Origin of the sequence: Octadecabacter antarcticus 307 (genome assembly GCF_000155675.2) — a bacterium.
Taxonomy (GTDB): Bacteria; Pseudomonadota; Alphaproteobacteria; order Rhodobacterales; family Rhodobacteraceae; genus Octadecabacter; species Octadecabacter antarcticus.
The window spans coordinates 4,349,098-4,366,465 of record NC_020911.1 but is presented as its reverse complement, the minus strand read 5'-3'; the positions used below and the strand labels follow the sequence as shown (position 1 = coordinate 4,366,465).

The window sequence follows — 17,368 nt, the reverse complement described above, 5'->3', positions numbered from 1 at the left end:
CACAACGCCGGCCCACTCCCAACTCCCGCCATACTGAAAAGGTATCGATATGAACCAGGAACTTACAAACAACCCGTTTAACCCGCTCACACCGGCTAAAACGTTCGACGAAATCAAGGTGTCTTTGGCATCGCCAGAACGGATCCTGTCGTGGTCTTTTGGTGAGATCAAAAAGCCGGAAACCATCAACTACCGGACGTTCAAACCAGAACGCGACGGCCTTTTCTGCGCGCGTATTTTTGGCCCGATCAAAGACTACGAATGTCTGTGCGGCAAATATAAGCGCATGAAGTATCGCGGCGTTGTCTGCGAGAAATGTGGTGTGGAAGTCACGCTGCAAAAGGTGCGCCGCGAACGCATGGGCCACATTGAACTGGCCGCGCCTGTTGCGCACATCTGGTTCCTCAAGTCGCTGCCAAGCCGCATCGGCCTGATGCTGGACATGACTTTGCGTGACCTCGAACGCATCCTGTATTTCGAAAACTACGTCGTGATCGAACCCGGCCTGACGGACCTGCAATACGGTGCCCTAATGACCGAGGAAGAATTCCTCGACGCGCAGGACGCTTACGGCATGGACGCGTTCACCGCCAACATCGGCGCTGAAGCGATCCGCGAAATGCTGGCCGCGATCGATCTCGAAGGTGAAGCCGACACACTGCGTGAAGACCTTAAGGTCGCCACCGGTGAATTGAAGCCGAAAAAGATCATCAAGCGTTTGAAGATCGTCGAAAGCTTCATCGAATCTGGCAACCGTCCGGAATGGATGATCCTGACGGTCGTTCCCGTAATTCCACCTGAACTGCGGCCGCTGGTGCCGCTAGATGGTGGCCGTTTTGCGACGTCCGACCTCAACGATCTGTATCGCCGCGTGATCAATCGTAACAACCGTTTGAAGCGTTTGATCGAATTGCGCGCACCTGACATCATCGTGCGTAACGAAAAGCGCATGTTGCAGGAATCTGTCGACGCATTGTTCGACAACGGCCGTCGTGGCCGCGTGATCACGGGTGCCAACAAGCGGCCGCTCAAATCGCTGTCGGACATGCTGAAAGGCAAGCAGGGTCGCTTCCGTCAAAACCTTTTGGGTAAGCGCGTCGACTTTTCCGGTCGTTCGGTCATTGTGACGGGCCCAGAATTGAAACTGCACCAGTGTGGTTTGCCAAAAAAGATGGCCTTGGAATTGTTCAAACCGTTCATCTATTCGCGTCTTGAAGCCAAAGGACTGTCTTCAACGGTCAAACAAGCCAAAAAGCTGGTCGAAAAAGAGCGTCCGGAAGTCTGGGACATCTTGGATGAGGTTATCCGCGAACACCCTGTCATGCTGAACCGTGCGCCAACGCTGCACCGTCTTGGCATTCAGGCGTTCGAACCTGTCTTGATTGAAGGAAAAGCCATCCAGCTGCACCCACTCGTGTGTTCTGCGTTTAACGCCGACTTCGACGGTGACCAAATGGCTGTCCACGTGCCACTTTCGCTTGAGGCGCAGTTGGAATGTCGCGTTCTGATGATGTCCACCAACAACGTGCTGTCGCCTGCCAACGGCGCGCCAATCATCGTGCCGTCCCAAGATATGATCCTTGGTCTGTATTACACGACGATTGAACGCGAAGGTATGAAGGGCGAAGGCATGGTCTTCTCCAACATCGAAGAAGTCGAGCATGCTCTGCAGGCTGGTGAAGTTCACCTGCACGCCAAAATTCAAGCGCGACTTCCCCAGATCGATACCGAAGGCAACGAAGTGTTTGAACGCTTTGAAACCACTCCGGGTCGTGTCCGTCTTGGCGCGCTTTTGCCAACGAACAACAAGGCACCGTACAGCCTTGTGAACCGTCTTTTGCGTAAGAAGGAAGTTCAGCAGATCATCGACACGGTCTATCGGTATTGCGGACAAAAAGAGTCCGTTATCTTTTGTGACCAGATCATGACGATGGGCTTTCGCGAAGCGTTCAAAGCTGGCATTTCGTTTGGTAAAGACGACATGGTCATCCCTGACACCAAATGGCCACTGGTTGAAGAAACCCGTTCCTTGGTGAAGGATTTTGAACAACAATACATGGACGGCCTGATCACTCAGGGTGAAAAGTACAACAAAGTTGTGGATGCGTGGTCCAAGGCCAACGACAAGGTCACAGAGGCGATGATGACAACGATTTCGACCACGGCGCGCAACGCTGACGGGTCCGAATCCGAGCCAAATTCAGTTTATATGATGGCCCACTCCGGTGCGCGTGGTTCTGTGACGCAGATGAAACAGCTGGGCGGCATGCGCGGTCTGATGGCCAAGCCAAATGGCGAAATCATCGAAACGCCGATCATCTCGAACTTCAAAGAAGGCCTGACGGTTCTGGAATACTTCAACTCGACCCACGGTGCCCGTAAGGGTCTGTCGGACACTGCGTTGAAGACTGCGAACTCCGGTTACCTGACACGTCGTCTGGTTGACGTTGCCCAAGACTGTATCGTCCGCGAAGTTGATTGCGGAACCGAACGTGCGATCACAGCAGAAGCCGCAGTGAACGACGGTGAAGTTGTATCGTCGTTGTCCGATCGCGTGCTTGGTCGTGTCTCTGCTGATGACGTTCTCAAGCCAGGTACAGAAGAAGTTCTGGTGAAAGCAGGAGAGCTGATCGACGAACGCTCTGCCGATATCATCGAAACGTCTGGTGTCGCCAAGATGCGCATCCGTAGCCCGTTGACGTGTGAGGCCGAAGACGGCGTCTGCGCCATGTGTTACGGTCGTGACCTGTCGCGCGGTACCCGTGTGAACATAGGCGAAGCTGTCGGCATCATTGCTGCGCAGTCTATCGGTGAACCTGGTACACAGCTGACGATGCGGACGTTTCACATCGGCGGCGTTGCCCAAGGTGGTCAGCAGTCGTTCCTTGAAGCATCCGTGAGCGGTATCGTGGAGCTGCGCAATGAGCAGATCCTCGAAAACGAGATGGGTGAGCAGGTCGTTATGGGGCGGAAAATGGTCCTCGCGATTATGGACGAGAACGGTGAAGAACGTGCAAACCACAAGGTTGGTTACGGTTCCAAGGTGTTTGTCAAAGCCGGATCCACGATTACCCGTGGTGACAAGATGTTCGAATGGGATCCCTACACTCTGCCGATCATCGCAGAGAAGGCGGGTATGGTTAAGTTTGTCGACCTCATCAACGGTATCGCAATTCGCGAAGACACGGATGATGCGACAGGTATGACCCAGCGTATCGTAACCGATTGGCGTTCCGCGCCAAAAGGCAACGAGCTGAAGCCTGAAATTATGATCCTAGACTCGAATGGCGAACCTGTTCGTAACGATGCGGGCAATCCTGTAACCTACCCGATGTCCGTCGACGCGGTTCTGTCCATCGAAGACGGTCAGGACATCCAAGCCGGTGACGTTGTTGCGCGTATTCCGCGTGAAGGCGCCAAGACCAAGGACATTACAGGTGGTCTTCCACGTGTGGCTGAATTGTTTGAGGCACGACGCCCCAAAGATCACGCCATCATCGCGGAAATCGACGGCTATGTTCGTTTCGGCAAGGACTACAAAAACAAGCGCCGTATCGCGATTGAGTCCTCGGAAGATGCGGATATCAAAGTTGAATACATGGTGCCAAAGGGCAAACACATCCCCGTGCAGGAGGGCGACTTCGTGCAAAAGGGCGACTACATCATGGACGGCAATCCAGCGCCGCATGATATCCTCGCCATCATGGGTGTCGAAGCGCTTGCGGATTACATGATCGACGAAGTTCAGGACGTCTATCGTTTGCAAGGTGTGAAGATCAACGACAAGCACATCGAAGTAATCGTGCGTCAGATGCTCCAGAAATGGGAAATCTCCGACAGCGGTGACACGACATTGCTCAAGGGTGAAAATGTCGACAAGGCCGAGTTTGACGAGGCGAACGCCAAATCAATCGCCCGTAAGGGTCGCCCTGCGCAGGGTGAGCCGATCTTGCTTGGTATCACCAAGGCGTCGTTGCAAACGCGTTCGTTCATCTCTGCGGCGTCATTTCAGGAAACCACGCGCGTTCTTACGGAAGCATCCGTGCAGGGCAAGCGGGACAAACTGGTCGGTCTCAAAGAGAATGTCATCGTAGGTCGCTTGATCCCGGCCGGTACTGGTGGGGCCACGCAGCGCGTCACCCGCATCGCGGGCGAACGTGACAACGTGGTTATTCAGGCCCGTCGCATAGAGGCAGAGGCAGCCGCCGCTTTGGCAGCTCCTGAGCCTGTTTCCGAGGACGTAATCGGTGGCGACGTATTCGACACGATCATCGTGGACACACCGGAAAGTCGTGACGAGTAAGATCGCTTGGCTTGAAGAATTGAGAAAGGCCGTTGGAATCTCCAGCGGCCTTTTTCGTTGTGAGATCGAATTGGTTACGCCAATCGGACCAACAGGGGGCTATGTTCGGCATTTATCTCGTCCCTTAAAACCTTTCGGCACATACGACAGGTTTGTTGACGATTTTGTCTTTTACAATGTCTGTGTGTTGTTCAAGCATAGCCAACGCAGTGAGAAGACATATTTTTTTGAGTCAAGCCCCTGCAAGACAGGTCGGGTCTTTGTTGTAGTAACGCCCGTTTAGCTGTGACACATCCGTTTCATGATCCTATCTGATAATATGCGCGCGGCGCTTATGATGGCGCTGTCCATGGCGGCGTTCACGATCAACGACGCGCTGATGAAACTCGCCGCGCCGAACCTGCCGTTCTTTCAACAGATTGTGATCCGTGGCGTGATGATTACGTTTGGCCTGTTCATCTTGGCGGCCCTTTGGGGGCATCTGGGCTACAAGCCCAGCAGCAAAGATCGCGCCTTAACTGCATTACGGACATTTGCTGAAATGTTCAGCACGATCTTCCTCCTGACGGCGTTGTTCAGCATCCCGTTAGCGAACCTATCTGCGATTCTGCAAGCCTTGCCGCTGACCGTGACTTTAGCGGCCGCAATCTTTTTGGGCGAACCCGTCGGCTGGCGCCGCCTTTTGGCCATCGGGGTCGGATTCATTGGCGTCACCATCATCATCCGTCCCGGTATGGACGGCTTTAGCGTCTATTCGTTGTATGGTGTGGCTGCGGTGATCGGCGTGACCTTTCGCGATCTCGCGTCGCGCAAACTTTCCAAAACCATTCCGTCAAGCCGCGTCGCACTTTCGGCCGCCCTTGGCGTGACAGTCATGGCTGGCATTGGGTCGCTCGTGATGCGCGAACAATGGGCCATACTGTCGTTGCGTGAATGGCTGCTGATCGGTGGCGCGTCGCTGTGTTTGATGGTGGGTTATACCGCCGCAGTCGGGTCCATGCGCCTTGGCGAGATCGGCTTCGTCGCGCCGTTCCGCTATACCTCGCTGCTGGTGGCGCTGTTTTTGGGGTATGTGTTACTGGATGAATGGCCAGATGGTTGGACATTGTTCGGGGCGGGAATCGTCGTAGCAACGGGTCTTTTCACGCTCTACCGTGAACGTGCAACTGCGTCGAAAACCCAAACAGGACTGCGCATCCGCTAGACGCTGTTGACACTAAATTCGAGTCGACCTATAGAGCGCGGACCTGCCATAGGTTCGCCTTCGGTCAGGCATCATTATCGTCGTGGTCAAGATCCGACCTACTACTGGTCCGATCCTCTGTAGACCCACCGCTCCGTTGCTCCGGTAAGGCAACGACAGCGGGTTTGTTGTGCTTTTTGGACGCAAGAGGCGCTGAGAATTGAAAACTGCGAACCATAACGGTTCGCGACACATGTGTAAGAAGTGGGGACACAAGCCCAATGCCAACGATCCAGCAGCTGATCCGGAAACCCCGGCAGCCCAAAAGAAAAATCTCGAAGTCGCTTCACCTCGAAGGCAACCCGCAGAAACGCGGCGTTTGTACGCGAGTGTATACGACGACACCAAAGAAGCCGAACTCCGCTATGCGTAAGGTCGCCAAAGTGCGCCTAACAAATGGTTTTGAGGTCATCAGCTACATCGGTGGTGAAAGTCACAACCTTCAGGAACACTCTGTGGTTCTGATCCGTGGCGGTCGTGTCAAAGACCTTCCCGGCGTTCGCTATCACATCCTGCGCGGCGTTCTCGATACGCAAGGCGTCAAGGATCGTAAGCAACGTCGTTCGAAGTATGGCGCGAAAAAGCCGAAGTAAGGAAGAGATAGCATGTCACGTCGTCACGCCGCTGAAAAACGCGAAATCCTGCCCGATGCCAAATTTGGCGATCGGGTTCTGTCCAAGTTTATGAACAACCTGATGGTTGACGGTAAAAAATCCGTCGCTGAGCGGATTGTTTACAACGCATTTGACCGCGTTGAGGACAAGTTGAAGAAGTCCCCGCTCGAAGTGTTCCACGAGAGCCTCGACAACATCAAACCAAACCTCGAAGTGCGCTCGCGCCGCGTCGGTGGTGCCACCTATCAGGTGCCCGTCGAGGTTCGCCCCGAGCGCCGTGAGGCATTGGCAATTCGTTGGCTGATCGCAGCTGCGAAAAAGCGTAACGAAAAAACCATGGAAGAGCGTCTCGCAGGCGAGCTTGTGGATGCGGTTCAAGGCCGTGGCACAGCCGTCAAAAAGCGCGAAGATACGCACAAGATGGCCGACGCGAACAAAGCGTTCAGCCACTACCGCTGGTAATAGGAAGCACTCGATATGGCACGCGACTATCCTCTCGACCGCTACCGCAACTTTGGTATTATTGCGCACATCGACGCAGGTAAAACCACATGTTCTGAGCGCATCCTGTTTTACACAGGCAAGTCCCACAACTTGGGCGAAGTGCACGATGGCGCTGCGACAATGGACTGGATGGAACAGGAGCAGGAACGGGGTATTACAATTACTTCCGCTGCGACGACGACATTCTGGGAACGCACCGAAAACGGCGTTGAACCTGATGGTCTGAAGCACCGTATGAACATCATCGACACACCAGGCCACGTTGACTTCACGATCGAAGTGGAACGGTCTTTGGCTGTTCTCGACGGTGCGATTGTTGTTCTTGACGCCAACGCTGGCGTTGAACCACAGACTGAAACTGTGTGGCGTCAGGCTGACCGCTACAAAGTCCCACGTATGGTTTTTGTTAACAAGATGGACAAGATCGGCGCTGACTTTCAGAAATGTGTTGATATGGTTAAGGACCGGACCGGTGCGCGCGCTATTCCTGTTTCCTTCCCGATCGGTGCAGAAACTGAACTTGAAGGCCTCGTTGACCTTGTGACCATGGAAGAATGGTTGTGGCAGGGCGAAGACCTTGGCGCCTCTTGGGTTAAAGCACCGATCCGCGAAAGCCTTGCGGCACAGGCTGCCGTAGGCCGTGAATTGCTGATCGAAGCTGCAGTTGAGATGGACGACGCCGCGATGGAGGCCTATCTTGAAGGCACCGAGCCCGACGTTAAAACTCTGCGCGCACTGATCCGTAAATCTTGCCTGTCGCTGTCGTTCGTCCCTGTTCTTGGTGGTTCGGCTTTCAAAAACAAAGGCGTTCAGCCGCTGCTTAATGCTGTTGTCGATTATTTGCCGAGCCCGCTCGACGTGATTGACTACATGGGCTTTAAGCCGGGCGATGAGACAGAAACACGTAACATCGCGCGCCGCGCTGATGACGACATGGCGTTTTCTGGCCTTGCGTTCAAAATCATGAACGACCCCTTTGTTGGGACCCTGACGTTTACACGGATCTATTCCGGTACGCTGGTAAAGGGTGACAACCTAATCAACACGACCAAAGGCAACAAAGAGCGTGTTGGCCGTATGATGATGATGCACTCTAACGACCGTGAAGAAATCAGCGAAGCATTCGCTGGTGACATCATCGCGCTGGGTGGCTTGAAGAATACCACAACAGGTGACACCCTGAGTTCGCCACAAGACCCAGTTGTCCTCGAAACAATGACGTTCCCCGATCCAGTGATCGAGATCGCGATTGAGCCGAAGACAAAAGGCGACCAAGAGAAAATGGGCGTCGCGTTGCAGCGTCTCTCAGCCGAGGATCCATCCTTCCGCGTGGAAACTGACATCGAAAGTGGTCAGACCATCATGAAGGGTATGGGCGAACTTCACCTCGACATCCTCGTTGACCGTATGCGTCGCGAATTCAAAGTCGAGGCGAACATCGGTGCACCACAAGTTGCTTATCGTGAAACGATTGGCCACGAGGTTGAGCACACCTACACCCACAAAAAGCAGTCCGGTGGGTCCGGTCAGTTTGGCGAAGTGAAGATGGCGATCATTCCGACGGAGCCAGGCGAAGGCTATTCGTTCGAATCGAAGATCGTTGGTGGGTCGGTTCCAAAGGAATACATCCCGGGCGTCGAAAAAGGCATCCTGTCCGTTATGGACAACGGTCCTTTGGCTGGCTTCCCTGTGATCGACTTCAAAGTGATCTTGCTTGACGGTAAATTCCACGACGTGGACTCGTCCATCATGGCATTCGAAATCGCTGCACGTATGTGTATGCGCGAAGGCATGCGCAAAGCTGGGGCAAAATTGCTCGAGCCTATCATGAAGGTCGAAGTGATCACGCCAGACGAATACACCGGTGGTATCATTGGTGACCTGACATCGCGTCGGGGTCAGGTTCAGGGTCAGGACACACGCGGCAACGCCATTTCTATCGAAGCAATGGTGCCACTGGCGAATATGTTCGGCTACATCAACACCCTGCGGTCCATGTCTTCGGGCCGCGCGAACTTCTCGATGCAGTTCGATCACTATGATCCGGTTCCGAGCAACATCTCGCAAGAGATTCAGGAAAAATTCGCATAAATCCCGTGGCGGCTTCGGCCGCCGCGGCCCACCTATTCATGCGGCAGTCTCAGCTCCCGCAGCGCATATCTTAAAAGGAGGCCATCATGGCTAAGGCAAAGTTTGAACGTAATAAACCACACGTTAACATCGGCACGATCGGTCACGTTGACCACGGCAAGACGACGTTGACAGCAGCGATCACCAAGTATTTTGGTGAATTCAAAGCGTATGACCAGATTGATGGTGCGCCAGAAGAAAAGGCCCGTGGCATTACAATCTCCACGGCCCACGTGGAATATGAGACTGAAGCGCGTCACTACGCCCACGTCGACTGCCCCGGCCACGCCGACTACGTCAAAAACATGATCACCGGTGCTGCGCAAATGGACGGCGCGATCTTGGTTGTGAACGCGGCTGATGGCCCAATGCCACAGACCCGTGAGCACATCCTGCTCGGTCGTCAGGTCGGCATCCCTGAGATGGTCGTCTACATGAACAAGGTTGATCAGGTTGACGACGATGAGCTGCTTGAGCTGGTCGAGATGGAAATCCGCGAGCTGTTGTCAAAGTATGACTATAATGGCGACGACATTCCAGTGATCCCCGGTTCCGCTCTGCACGCGATGAACGGCACGATGCCTGAAATCGGCGAAGATTCCATCCGCAAGTTGATGGAAGCTGTCGATACGTTCATTCCAACGCCCGAGGGTGCGATTGACCAGCCGTTCCTGATGCCGGTTGAGGACGTGTTCTCGATTTCGGGTCGTGGTACCGTTGTGACGGGTCGCATCGAACGTGGCGTGATTAACGTGGGCGACGAGATTGAAATCGTCGGTATCCGCGACACGTCAAAGACGACCTGTACGGGCGTTGAAATGTTCCGCAAGCTGTTGGATCGTGGTGAAGCTGGCGACAACATCGGCGCATTGCTGCGCGGTGTTGATCGCGAAGGCGTCGAGCGCGGCCAGATTTTGTGTAAGCCTAAGTCGGTGATGCCGCACACGAAGTTCGAGGCCGAGGCGTATATCCTCACCAAGGACGAGGGTGGCCGTCACACGCCATTCTTCGCGAACTACCGCCCGCAGTTTTACTTCCGCACGACGGACGTGACGGGCACCGTGAACCTGCCCGAGGGCACAGAAATGGTGATGCCTGGCGATAACCTGAAGTTCGAAGTCGAACTGATCGCACCGATCGCGATGGAAGACGGCCTTCGCTTCGCCATCCGCGAAGGGGGCCGCACTGTTGGTGCTGGTGTCGTGTCAAAGATACTCGCTTAATCGTTTTAACGGTTGACGATCTGGCGGGCCTCTCGTAGGCCCGCCACTCTAATTCCAGAGTTCGACGTGGGGGAGTAATTCCGCTTTTTCCACCTCTCAATTCTTAGCCTAAGAGGGCGTATAAAATGGCAGCCAGCCAAAATATTCGCATCCGTCTCAAGGCGTTTGACTACCGTGTGTTGGATGCGTCCACACAGGAAATCGTTCAAACGGCCAAACGTACGGGTGCTTCGGTTCGGGGTCCAATCCCGCTCCCGAACAAGATTGAAAAGTTCACCGTTCTGCGTGGACCTCACATCGACAAAAAATCCCGCGATCAGTTCGAAATCCGCACGCATAAGCGTCTGCTGGATATCGTCGACCCGACACCGCAAACTGTGGACGCGCTGATGAAGCTCGACCTTGCTGCCGGTGTTGACGTCGAGATTAAGGTATAAGGGGGCAGATGAATATGTTGCGCTCTGGTATTATCGCAAAAAAGGTTGGCATGACCCGCCTTTTTCAAGAAGACGGACGGCAGATACCTGTCACTGTTCTTCAACTCGACAAGCTGCAGGTTGTGGCCCAGCGGACTGCTGAAAAGGATGGCTATACAGCTGTTCAACTCGGCGCCGGTACGGCCAAAGCCAAGCGGACATCCGCACCTATGCGTGGGCACTTTGCAGCTGCAAAAGTTGAGCCTAAGCGGAAGGTTTGCGAATTTCGCGTTTCGGAGGAAAACCTCATCCCTGTCGGGGAAGAGATTATTGCTTCGCATTACTTCGAAGGCCAATTCGTTGACGTGTCTGGCACGTCGATCGGTAAAGGTTTCGCTGGTGCCATGAAGCGGCACAACTTTAGTGGTTTGCGCGCGACACACGGTGTGTCGATTTCGCACCGTTCACACGGTTCCACTGGCCAGTGTCAGGATCCCGGTAAGGTTTTCAAAGGCAAAAAAATGGCTGGTCACATGGGTGCCGCCAAGATCACCACGCAGAATCTGGTGGTTATTAAGACTGACCCAGATCGTGGCCTCATCATGGTTAAGGGCGCAGTGCCTGGATCCAAAGGTGGTTGGGTTACGGTTAAAGATGCGGTTAAGAAGCCAGCGTCTGAAAACGTGATCTACCCTGCTGGTCTCGCATCCGCTGCGAGAGAAGCCGCTAAGATGGCCGAAGCCGCCGCCGCAGAAGCCGCAGCAGTAGAAGCCGCCGCAGCCGCAGCCGCCGCAGAAGCTGAACAGGCCGCACAGGATGCAGCCGAAACAGCGACACCGGAAGGAGATTCTTCCAATGAAAGCTGATGCAATCAAACTGGACGGCAAAGCCGCTGGGTCTGTTGAACTGGACGAGGCCATCTTCGGTCTTGAGCCACGTATCGACATTCTGCACCGTGTGGTCCGTTGGCAGCGTAACAACGCGCAGGCCGGCACCCACAAGGTAAAGACACGGTCTGAAGTCAAATATTCCACCAAGAAGATCTATCGCCAGAAGGGTACGGGTGGCGCACGCCATGGCGCACGTTCTGCACCGATCTTTCGCGGTGGTGGTATCTACAAGGGTCCAACCCCGCGTAGCCACGGCCACGAACTGACCAAGAAGTTCCGCAAATTGGGTCTTCGCCACGCATTGTCTGCAAAAGTCGCAGCTGGTGAGTTGGTCATCGTGGACAACATCGACATCAAAGACGCTAAAACCTCTGCATTGGCCAAAACGGTTGGTGCACTCGGTTGGAAGCGTTGCCTGATCATCGATGCGACTGTGAACGAAGATTTCGCCGTTGCCGCGCGCAACATCACGTCCATCAACGCTCTGCCTGTCATGGGCGCGAACGTTTATGACATCCTGCGCTCCGACACACTTGTGTTGACCAAAGCAGGTGTCGAAGCTCTGGAGGCGCGTCTCAAATGAGTAAGTCTGAAACAACCACCAAAGCAGAACACTACGACGTGATCCGCAAGCCGATCATCACCGAGAAGGCAACAATGGCGTCCGAACACAACGCCGTGGTTTTCGAAGTGCATATCGACGCGAACAAGCCAATGATCAAAGAGGCGGTTGAAACGCTCTTTGGGGTCAAGGTCAAAGCGGTCAACACGATGATCACCAAAGGTAAGTCCAAGCGGTTCCGCGGCCAACTCGGCCGTCGCAAAGACGTCAAGAAAGCCTACGTGACGCTCGTTGAAGGCAACACAATCGACGTATCCACAGGTCTTTAATTTGATCTGGCCTGTAAGGGTTAGGAACGTTTGAGAATAAAGAAGGCCCTCGCAGTGATGTGACGCATTCCGGCTTTTGGGACACAGAACTGACGCCTACCAAGTTTTTGCTTGGTAGGCGTTTGATTTTACAGATCATTTAGAGATAGGAGATACTAAGAGTTGGGGGAGAAGTGTCCCGCGACCACACATTGCAAAAAATGTCCGAAAGGTTTCCGTTTCATCCGAAACGACCAACATCTCTTTCGGCTTTGGAGGCCATCTTGACGAAACGACAGATAGGAAATCTGATGGTCAAGAGTGTTCCAAAACTAAACTTGCGTGAAGTTTATCCCGCAGTGTCCGAAGAAATCAACCACAATACTTGTGGTGATGTCGATTGCGACTGACCTGTGCCCCAATTTCCCTCCAGCTTTGCGCGGAGTCCTTGGTGCTAAATCTTTGACCTTAAGCGGCCATCTTGTCGATGATCCTTCTCTCTAAAAATTCCATTGGCGTCAGGTTCCCCAGAGCTGAATGTGGTCTGCGCCAGTTGTAGTCGTCCTGCCATTCTTCAAGCGTTTTGCGGGCGTCGCCCAATGTAGCAAACAGCGTTTCATTGAGGCATTCATCTCTTAGTTTACCGTTGAAGCTTTCGATGAACCCGTTCTGCTGGGGCTTGCCCCCTCTCATGGTTTGCAAGCAAACCACTGCCGGGCGGCGGGACGCGATATAATGCCAATCGATACCCGTATTTTGAACCCATTTGAGGATCGCCATGCTGGTGAATTCTGTGCCGTAACACCTTCGGAATATCGCTAATTTAAGGCTATGACTGCCTGCGCAGCCCCAAATAACGCAGCAGGTGGTCATAGCCGTGCCTCAGGTCCCTACGGTGGTTTTGTACAAACCACACCGCAAAGGAGACCAACTATGACCGATATCATTATTACACAAACTGCGCCCGTTTTGGTGGCCATCGATATCTCGAAGGCCCGCGACGAAGTTCTCATTGCTATTGCGGACAAGAAGCGCTGCCGTCGTTTGACTGTTCTGAACCAGCTAGACGACTTCAATCGTCTAATCACATCGCTTGCCTGCTACGGCCGCCCTGTCCGTGTAGCTTTTGAAGCAACGGGTAATTATCACCGTGCCTTGGCTTATCATCTTGCCGCAGCAGGTTTTGAGTTGAAGTTGGTGTCATCTGTGGCCCTGGCCAGAACGCGAGAGGCCTTGCACAACAGTTGGGACAAAAACGACCCTAAGGATGCCCAGGTCATTCTTCACATGATGGAGATCGGGAACGAGCAGTTTTATCATGCCCCCCTCGTGCGTGGCACTAACGACATCCAAGAGCTTTCCAAAACGCATGACATCGTATCCAAGTCGAAGACCGAGTTGTGGCACCGAGTTGTGGCACCGAGTTTTAACCCATTATCTGCCGCTGTATTTTCCTGAAGCTGATCGTTTCCATCGCAGTTCTCGCAGTTCTCGCAGTGACTGGTTCTTTGCTTTCCTTGAACGTTATCCGTCACCACACTTGATCTCAGCCATGAGCAAGGAGGCATTCATCGCTGACGCTTGGGATGTGGTGGGCCTCAAGGTTGCAAAAGAGCGTTTACTTTCAGATATCTACGAGACTGCCAAAGTATCAGTCGGACTGCCGGTTGCCGCAGATTCCGACGCGATAAGCATGTTCAAAAGGAACGTCAGAGTAGCCCTGCTACAGATCGCCTCGCAGCACACTAAATCAGGTCAAAGGGGGGTGGCCGGATGCCCCGGAACCCCCGGCCGGATCAAATCGGTATGGGTGGCCGGATTGCCCCGGAATACGCAATGCTTTGACAATTTTGGCAGAAGCTGGGGATGTACGGCGCTTTCGTCATCACCGGCAGTTTTTGAAGTTCTGTGGAATGGACCTTGCGACTATGCAATCAGGTACATTCAGAGGGCAAACCAAACTGTCAAAATATGGCAATGCTCGGCTTCGTTGAACGCTTTGGATGGCTGGACAGGTTGCTATTCTGCAGCGCACCAACAGCTTCCGCGACAAGTTCGAGCGCTACATCGCCAAAGACCGTCACAACACCCATTTGCGCCGAAAGGCGTACACCGCAATCGCAGCGAAGATGGCCCGAACCGTTCATGGGATCATCAAGCACGGCGAACCATATCGCCCCTTCTTTGAGGGGTGATCGACAGCAGTAGGACCTTTCTCTGTAAGGGCCGTGGAGGCAGACAACTGACCTCGTAGATAATGTTTAGGCCTTCTGCTCAACGACCCAAAGATCTCGTCTTAAGGACGGTGAGAGCCGCAAAAGCGTACTCTGTGTTTGTTATGGGAGAGACAGTTCGTTGACCAAAATGCCAAACTGAGCAATGCTTCTAACGTGTCGAGACGCCTCGATGCGACAATAACCTGACGCCAATTCAGCTAATCATTCCGCGCATAGGACGTTATCGACACGTATGGTTTGGGGTTTGCCGCGCTCAGCATGATGTGTCCGCGACAAGTACCAGGTTCTCGCGGCTGAAGTCATCGACAACCGTCAGAATACGAAACCGGCGACCGTCAGTCAGCGCGTCAGACACAAAATCTAATGACCATCTCTGGTTAGGACCATCACAGGCAGCACCATCGGCTTCCGCGTGCCCAAAGCGCGCTTTCTACCGCCCCTACGACGCACTTGGAGCTTCTCTTCAGTGTAAATGCGTCTCACCTTTTTGTGGTTCACCGCAAAGCCTTCGCGCGCGATCATCACATGAACACGACGGCAACCAAACCGTCGCCGCTCCCTCGAAACCCGCTTGATGGCATCACGCAACTCAGCGTCATCGCCACGGCGAGACGGATACCGCACCGTTGATCGATCAACTTGCAAGACATCGCACGCCCCCTCTCGGCAGATTGCTTTGCAATCGCCTGCCGGGCAATGGTCGCTGGCTAACCTGATGAGTTTCCATCAAGTGAACCACAGCTTTAAGCTTCCCAACGGGCGTCACCATTTTTTTGAATTGATGTCTCGCAACATTGCATTGTCCCTCGCCTGACAGGGTATTGCGCAGCAATGTCCCGAGAAGAGAGCATCTGTTCCGCTAGCAGCTTCTTTAGCTTCCCGTTCTCGTCTTCCAAGGCCCGCAACCGCTTCGCGTCAGACGGCTCCATGCCTCCATACTTCGATGTGTATTTATAGAACGTCGCTGAACTGATCCCGTGCCGCCGACATACATCAGCAGTCTTCTCCCCAGATTCCTGTTCTTTGATAATTGCTATGATCTGTTCGTCTGTAAATCGTGCCTTCATTTGTCCGTCCTTTTGTTGGGCGGACTCTACACAAATCTGGAGGAGTTTTAGGGGCGCAGGTCACGACAACGACGGTGTTGCTCCGGATTTTTCGCTACCCACCTTCAAGGGCCGCAATGCTACTCAACGCAAACTTCTCGCATCAATAAAGCTGCCAGCCCTTGCGACTGGCAAAGGCATATACACGCTCGACGGTGATGATAAGGCGTCGAGGGTATCCCAGGTTTTCGAGTATCAGGGCGATCCGCACGCTTGGGATGACGGGAGAAATCTCATTTGCCATCATCAAAAGGGAAACCGAACCTGCGAGGTATCGTTTAATATTTTCTCGAATGAACATCTCCTCGACGAAATCGACAGGCTGATGACACAGAATGGACTACTTGAAGGGCCAGTCTGTGGGTGTTGTGGCGCTCGGTATCTGGATGCACCGGACGAGTTTATCTTCAATGGAACGCACGGCAAACTCGCGCCCGCGCGTAGAGGGAAGCGGCCGAAGCCTTCTGGATTCCGGATCATTCATAAACCCTGTAAAGGGCAGCCCGGTGCGCGTATCTCCGTTTCCCTGGACCATCAGGCACAAAAGAAGAAGAGCGATAATGGTGCGCCTGCTCAGGGAGTTGGTCAATGGCGCAAGTATCAACGACCTCCAACGCCTTTTGTCGGACCCCGATACGGGCAAGAAATGCGGTGTGAGCCGTATTTACAGTCGTATTTTCTTTTTGGAAAAGATCCTGCTCGCGTTTGAGCGCGCGAAACTGCAAGATTGGAAAGCTAAGGAAGACGCATCCGACCGGTTCAGCCATATGCGCATCGCGCACGATGATGTGGTCATTTCAGTAAACTGGGAAAGTCGGTTTGATCGCCGCCTGACGCCTCTTCACTGCTCGGTCAGCGCAGACATCCGCAGTGGATATGTCTTCCGGATTGATGCCAACTTCGACCCGCGTGTCGATCCTGCTGCTTTCTTCGAAGAGCACTACCTCGATGTTGCCGGCCAGCCCCGCAATATCCGTAAACAATACACCCAGAAGTCTGGCAAGGTCGTGAGCGCCCCATTGCTTCACTTCCAAAGGCCGAGCGGTAGGTTTGATGAGGCCGCGTTCTTTGCCAGCGCCGAGAGTAGCTGGCGGGTTTTTGAGGAAAAGTTGAAGAAGGCCTATGAGGAAGACATTTCTTGCGGCATTGATCTGCCCGATGATGTTCAGCAAGGTCTTTGGGAATCAGGTGCGCGACGCCGGGTTCTCAATGAGATCCGCAACGGATACTTCGGCCTTGTAGATACCAACCGCGATCACCGCGGCAGTTTCAAGGGGGTAGTCGTTAAACAGACCTATACAAAGGCTGCGCACCTTGCGTGCCTGCGAAAGATGCTGCCAGATGGCAAGATTACCCTGGTTGGCGAACAAGAAGCTGCGATGGTGCGAGTTGTCCCTCACATTTTCCGAGACTTGATTAGGGAGGACAAGTTCGAATGGTTTGTGATGTCCTTCGACAAGGAAGCTTCTACGCCAACGAACCAAAGCCGTATCAAAAAATTCGAAAAGGCGTTCGAGGAGTTTGGTGAGATTCAGACGCGGATTGTAGGCGAAGAGCTTCCGAGATGGGAGCTATTGAGACGGTTCTGCGCAGCAGGGCTAATGCCAGCAGTGAAGACTGATAGCCAGGACGCGGTGCATCCTTTTCCGATCGCCAACTTTCAATCTGCCCAGTTCCCACAGTTCTGGGCCAGCTCGCCTGTCCAGCATTACGGTGAGACCGAAAAGACGGTGGGCTTTCCAGTGCTCCGGTCAAAATAGCGAAAGCGTTTGAAGTCGGTAGGCTTCGATCAAAAGATAGCTGATGACGATCTAAGGGAGGCGCTCGCTCGT

11 protein-coding genes and 3 pseudogenes are annotated in these 17,368 nt (G+C 53.8%); 12 read left to right on the top strand and 2 right to left on the bottom strand.

Annotated elements, in window-relative coordinates; translation table 11 throughout:
• The first annotated feature begins 49 nt into the window (after positions 1-49).
• From rpoC to OAN307_RS22260, 10 genes are all read left to right on the top strand, one after another.
• The gene (gene rpoC, locus OAN307_RS22305; RefSeq protein ID WP_015501709.1) at positions 50-4,303 is read left to right on the top strand and encodes a DNA-directed RNA polymerase subunit beta'; all 4,254 of its coding nucleotides are present in this window, start codon (positions 50-52) and stop codon (positions 4,301-4,303) included.
• A 301-nt stretch (positions 4,304-4,604) separates the two neighbouring features.
• On the top strand, positions 4,605-5,507 hold the full coding sequence (locus OAN307_RS22300; protein WP_015501708.1) for a DMT family transporter: 903 nt from the start codon (positions 4,605-4,607) through the stop codon (positions 5,505-5,507).
• Between the two features lie 260 nt (positions 5,508-5,767).
• Complete coding sequence (rpsL, locus tag OAN307_RS22295) at positions 5,768-6,139, top strand: 30S ribosomal protein S12 (RefSeq protein WP_015493770.1); 372 nt, start codon at positions 5,768-5,770, stop codon at positions 6,137-6,139.
• Positions 6,140-6,151: 12 nt separating this feature from the next.
• Positions 6,152-6,622, top strand: coding sequence for a 30S ribosomal protein S7 (gene rpsG / locus OAN307_RS22290; RefSeq protein WP_015501707.1), 471 nt, complete (start codon positions 6,152-6,154; stop codon positions 6,620-6,622).
• 15 nt (positions 6,623-6,637) lie between these two features.
• Positions 6,638-8,755 carry an elongation factor G gene (gene fusA / locus OAN307_RS22285; protein ID WP_015501706.1) on the top strand — a complete coding sequence of 706 codons (2,118 nt, stop codon included), beginning with the start codon at positions 6,638-6,640 and terminating at the stop codon, positions 8,753-8,755.
• Between the two features lie 86 nt (positions 8,756-8,841).
• Positions 8,842-10,017 (top strand): elongation factor Tu, encoded by a 1,176-nt coding sequence (gene tuf / locus OAN307_RS22280; protein ID WP_015501705.1) that lies wholly within the window; start codon positions 8,842-8,844, stop codon positions 10,015-10,017.
• A 125-nt stretch (positions 10,018-10,142) separates the two neighbouring features.
• Positions 10,143-10,454 carry a 30S ribosomal protein S10 gene (gene rpsJ / locus OAN307_RS22275; protein WP_015493774.1) on the top strand — a complete coding sequence of 104 codons (312 nt, stop codon included), beginning with the start codon at positions 10,143-10,145 and terminating at the stop codon, positions 10,452-10,454.
• A 14-nt stretch (positions 10,455-10,468) separates the two neighbouring features.
• Positions 10,469-11,299, top strand: a complete 831-nt coding sequence (rplC, locus tag OAN307_RS22270) for a 50S ribosomal protein L3 (RefSeq protein ID WP_044045090.1) — start codon at positions 10,469-10,471, stop codon at positions 11,297-11,299.
• Positions 11,289-11,906, top strand: a complete 618-nt coding sequence (gene rplD, locus OAN307_RS22265) for a 50S ribosomal protein L4 (protein ID WP_015501703.1) — start codon at positions 11,289-11,291, stop codon at positions 11,904-11,906. The genes rplC and rplD overlap by 11 nt, the downstream gene beginning before the upstream one ends.
• Positions 11,903-12,214, top strand: coding sequence for a 50S ribosomal protein L23 (locus tag OAN307_RS22260; protein ID WP_015501702.1), 312 nt, complete (start codon positions 11,903-11,905; stop codon positions 12,212-12,214). The genes rplD and OAN307_RS22260 overlap by 4 nt, the downstream gene beginning before the upstream one ends.
• 447 nt (positions 12,215-12,661) lie before the next feature.
• Here OAN307_RS22260 and OAN307_RS22250 read toward each other — a convergent pair.
• Positions 12,662-12,991 (bottom strand): annotated as a pseudogene (locus OAN307_RS22250) (integrase core domain-containing protein); the annotation flags it as partial.
• A 135-nt stretch (positions 12,992-13,126) separates the two neighbouring features.
• On the opposite strand from OAN307_RS22250, the pseudogene OAN307_RS31550 reads away from it, so the two are divergent.
• Positions 13,127-14,447 (top strand): annotated as a pseudogene (locus OAN307_RS31550) (IS110 family transposase).
• Positions 14,448-14,689: 242 nt separating this feature from the next.
• Here OAN307_RS31550 and OAN307_RS30505 read toward each other — a convergent pair.
• A pseudogene (locus OAN307_RS30505) lies at positions 14,690-15,497 on the bottom strand (transposase); the annotation flags it as partial.
• Between the two features lie 599 nt (positions 15,498-16,096).
• Here OAN307_RS30505 and OAN307_RS25585 point away from each other — a divergent pair.
• Positions 16,097-17,296, top strand: a complete 1,200-nt coding sequence (locus tag OAN307_RS25585; RefSeq protein WP_051067939.1) for a hypothetical protein — start codon at positions 16,097-16,099, stop codon at positions 17,294-17,296.
• Positions 17,297-17,368: the final 72 nt, after the last annotated feature.

Bases quoted from the DNA above. Each gene is read 5' to 3' on its own strand.
- rpoC (WP_015501709.1), top strand. From the start codon at position 50: ATGAACCAGGAACTTACAAACAACCCGTTTAACCCGCTCACACCGGCT.
- OAN307_RS22300 (WP_015501708.1), top strand. From the start codon at position 4,605: ATGATCCTATCTGATAATATGCGCGCGGCGCTTATGATGGCGCTGTCC.
- rpsL (WP_015493770.1), top strand. From the start codon at position 5,768: ATGCCAACGATCCAGCAGCTGATCCGGAAACCCCGGCAGCCCAAAAGA.
- rpsG (WP_015501707.1), top strand. From the start codon at position 6,152: ATGTCACGTCGTCACGCCGCTGAAAAACGCGAAATCCTGCCCGATGCC.
- fusA (WP_015501706.1), top strand. From the start codon at position 6,638: ATGGCACGCGACTATCCTCTCGACCGCTACCGCAACTTTGGTATTATT.
- tuf (WP_015501705.1), top strand. From the start codon at position 8,842: ATGGCTAAGGCAAAGTTTGAACGTAATAAACCACACGTTAACATCGGC.
- rpsJ (WP_015493774.1), top strand. From the start codon at position 10,143: ATGGCAGCCAGCCAAAATATTCGCATCCGTCTCAAGGCGTTTGACTAC.
- rplC (WP_044045090.1), top strand. From the start codon at position 10,469: ATGTTGCGCTCTGGTATTATCGCAAAAAAGGTTGGCATGACCCGCCTT.
- rplD (WP_015501703.1), top strand. From the start codon at position 11,289: ATGAAAGCTGATGCAATCAAACTGGACGGCAAAGCCGCTGGGTCTGTT.
- OAN307_RS22260 (WP_015501702.1), top strand. From the start codon at position 11,903: ATGAGTAAGTCTGAAACAACCACCAAAGCAGAACACTACGACGTGATC.
- OAN307_RS25585 (WP_051067939.1), top strand. From the start codon at position 16,097: ATGGTGCGCCTGCTCAGGGAGTTGGTCAATGGCGCAAGTATCAACGAC.